The sequence below is a fragment of the Roseovarius tibetensis genome, from assembly GCF_050896375.1.
In the GTDB taxonomy this organism is placed as follows: Bacteria; Pseudomonadota; Alphaproteobacteria; order Rhodobacterales; family Rhodobacteraceae; genus Roseovarius; species Roseovarius tibetensis.
Genome location: NZ_JBPBBB010000101.1, coordinates 1 through 2,821, shown reverse-complemented (window position 1 = coordinate 2,821; position 2,821 = coordinate 1). Strand labels below are relative to the sequence as shown.

The following is a 2,821-nucleotide window of genomic DNA, read 5'->3' as shown; positions in this document are numbered from 1 at the left end:
GTAAGGCTGCGGCGGGGGCCGTCTGACTTCGGCTACGATCCGATGATAAGTCCGACGTTATGTCAGATTTCATTCACCGCCCTCAAATCGAAGTTCTCACCGCGGCCGATGGCGTTCGCCGTCGGCAGTGGTCGGATGAGGACAAGCTCCGGATCGTCGAGGAAAGTTTTGTCGGCCACCGGCAAGTGACAGCCACGGCGCGGCGGCATGGCATTTGCCGATCGCTGTTGACGATCTGGCGTCGGCAGTATCGCTGCGGTGAGCTTGGTGCGTCCCGCCCGGTATCCTTCACCCCGGTGACCGTGACGACGGATGTCGCTGCCTCTCAGCCCGGGCCGGTTGATCCCCCTGATCTTTCACGGAACGCTCAGGTGGAGATTGCCCTGCCAAATGGCCGTCGGCTTATCGTGGCCCCCGGTGTGGAGCCGGAAGCTCTTGCCCGGATCCTGTCGGTGGTGGACGGGCAATGATCGCGTTTCCGGCGGGCACGAAGGTGTGGATCGCCGGCGGTGTCACCGACATGCGCCGCGGCATGAACACGCTGGCACTGCAGGTGCAGCAAGGTCTCGGGCGTGATCCGCATGCCGGCGAGATATTTTGCTTCCGCGGACGTCGTGGCGACCTGGTCAAGATCTTGTGGCACGATGGCGTGGGCATGTCGCTCTATCTGAAACGCCTCGAGGCGGGCAGGTTCATCTGGCCGGTCAGCCAATCGGGCGAGGCTGTGCAGATCTCCGCAGCCCAGCTCGGTTATCTTCTGGACGGGATCGACTGGCGCAATCCGCGCTGGACGCAAAGGCCTGCAAAGGCGGGATAAATTGTTCTCCCAGCCTCGTTTCAGATAGGCTTTCTGCGGTCGGTATGGTAGATTCCGACCATGTCAGGTGCAGTCTCCGAACTTGAGAAGTTGCGCGCCGAGCTGGCGGCCACAAAGGCTGAACTGGCGCGGTCGAATGCCGTCGTGTCGGCATCCGAGGCGATGATCGCGGGCCTGAAGCTCGAGATCGCGATGCTCAAGCGCGACAAGTATGGGCGCAGCGCCGAACGCACCTCCCGGCTGATCGACCAACTCGAGTTGCAGCTCGAGGAGATGGAAACCGCCGCGGCGGAGGATGCCATCCGCGCCGAGCAGGCCGCAGAGAAGACGACAAAGGTTCGTGGCTTCGACCGGCGCAAGCCCGTCCGCAAGACGTTTCCAGAGCACCTGCCGCGCGAGCGGGTTGTGGTCGAGGCCCCCTCGACTTGCGCCTGCTGCGGGTCGGGCCGGATCGCCAAGATGGGCGAGGATGTCACCGATACGCTGGAGGTGGTTCCCCGGCAATGGAAGGTGATCCAGACCGTCCGCGAGAAGTTCACGTGCCGCGATTGCGAGAAGATCAGCCAGCCGCCAGCCCCGTTCCACCCGATCCCGCGAGGATGGGCAGGTCCCAGCCTGCTTGCCATGATCGTGTTCGAGAAGTTCGGGCAGCATCAGCCGCTGAACCGTCAGGCCGACCGCTATGCCCGTGAAGGCGTGGAGCTCAGCCTGTCCACGCTCGCCGATCAGGTCGGCGCGGTGACCGAATTGCTGACACCGCTGAATGCGCTGATCGAGGCCCATGTGAAGGGGGCCGGGCGATTGCACGGCGACGACACCACCGTGCCGCTGCTGGCGCGGGGTGGGACGAAAACCGCACGGCTCTGGACCTATGTCCGCGATGATCGGCCCTTCGGCGGCACCGCGCCGCCCGCGGTGGTCTTCCGCTTTTCCCGTGACCGGAGTGGGGAACATCCAACCGGGCACCTGAAGGGCTGGCAGGGGATCCTGCAGGCCGATGCCTATGCCGGATACAACCAGCTTTATGATCCAAAACGATCACCGGGGCCCGTTGCTTCAGCTCTGTGTTGGGCACACGCGCGCCGCAAGTTCTTCGAGCTCGCGGATGTCGAAAAAAACATTCGCAAGGGCAAGAACGCCAAGGAGATCTCGCCGATCGCGTTCGAGGCGGTCCGGCGCATCGATGCCCTGTTCGAGATCGAGCGCGACATCAACGGCGAAGCCCCCGCCGCGCGCCTCGAGGTGCGACAACGCCTGTCGGCCCCGCTGGTCGCCGATCTGAAACGCTGGCTGCGCGGTGAACGTGCGCTGCTCTCGAAGCATGCCAAGGTCGCCAAGGCAATCGACTATCTGCTGTCGCCGAACCACTGGCCGGGCTTCACCCGGTTCCTCGAGGATGGCCGCATCTGCCTGACAAATAATGCCGCCGAGAGGTCCCTGCGCGGTGTGGCCCTCGGCAGAAAATCATGGCTGTTCGCCGGGTCCGAACGGGGCGGACAGCGCGCCGCCGCCATGTATACGCTGATCGGCACAGCCAAGCTGAACGGCATCGATCCGCAGGCCTGGCTCGCCGACGTCATCGCCCGCATCTCCGACACGCCCGTCTCCCAGTTGCCCGAATTGTTACCATGGAACTGGCAGAAGACGGTGCCCCGATCGGCTGAGGCCGCCTGATGGCTCGCGTCACACAGGTCCACACCATTGACGAGGCCGCCAGGAGGATCGGTGAGAACCTTGAACTCATCGAGGTGGTCAGCGCTAATTCCGACAATATCGATTACGGCGAGATGATCTGGGTCGACGACGGGACCGAAGAAGGGATCAAGACCTTTACGGACCGTGGCGTCGAATGCCTGCGGGAACTCATCGCCGATATCCGGACATGGCATGGTGGGATCCGACAGTTCCTACGCGATGAGGCGTGCGAAGCTGACGTCATCGAACGCATCTTGGCTGACGAGAAGAAGAACCGTTAAGTTCAAACGGCCTTCGGCGAATGCTTAC

At 63.3% G+C, this 2,821-nt stretch carries 4 protein-coding genes; all 4 read left to right on the top strand.

All coding sequences use genetic code 11. The features are described from left to right. Positions 1-59 precede the first annotated feature (59 nt). Genes tnpA through ACROSR_RS20415 form a run of 4 tightly spaced genes read left to right on the top strand, consistent with a single transcriptional unit; the run spans position 60 to position 2,793 of the window. On the top strand, positions 60-470 hold the full coding sequence (gene tnpA / locus ACROSR_RS20430; RefSeq protein ID WP_432687715.1) for an IS66-like element accessory protein TnpA: 411 nt from the start codon (positions 60-62) through the stop codon (positions 468-470). Then, entirely contained in the window at positions 467-817 is a 351-nt protein-coding gene (tnpB, locus tag ACROSR_RS20425) for an IS66 family insertion sequence element accessory protein TnpB (protein WP_432687714.1), read from the top strand. The genes tnpA and tnpB overlap by 4 nt, the downstream gene beginning before the upstream one ends. A gap of 60 nt (positions 818-877) precedes the next feature. Continuing rightward, on the top strand, positions 878-2,491 hold the full coding sequence (gene tnpC / locus ACROSR_RS20420; protein ID WP_432687713.1) for an IS66 family transposase: 1,614 nt from the start codon (positions 878-880) through the stop codon (positions 2,489-2,491). Continuing rightward, entirely contained in the window at positions 2,491-2,793 is a 303-nt protein-coding gene (locus ACROSR_RS20415; protein ID WP_432687712.1) for a hypothetical protein, read from the top strand. Before tnpC ends, ACROSR_RS20415 begins: the two co-directional genes overlap by 1 nt. Positions 2,794-2,821: the final 28 nt, after the last annotated feature.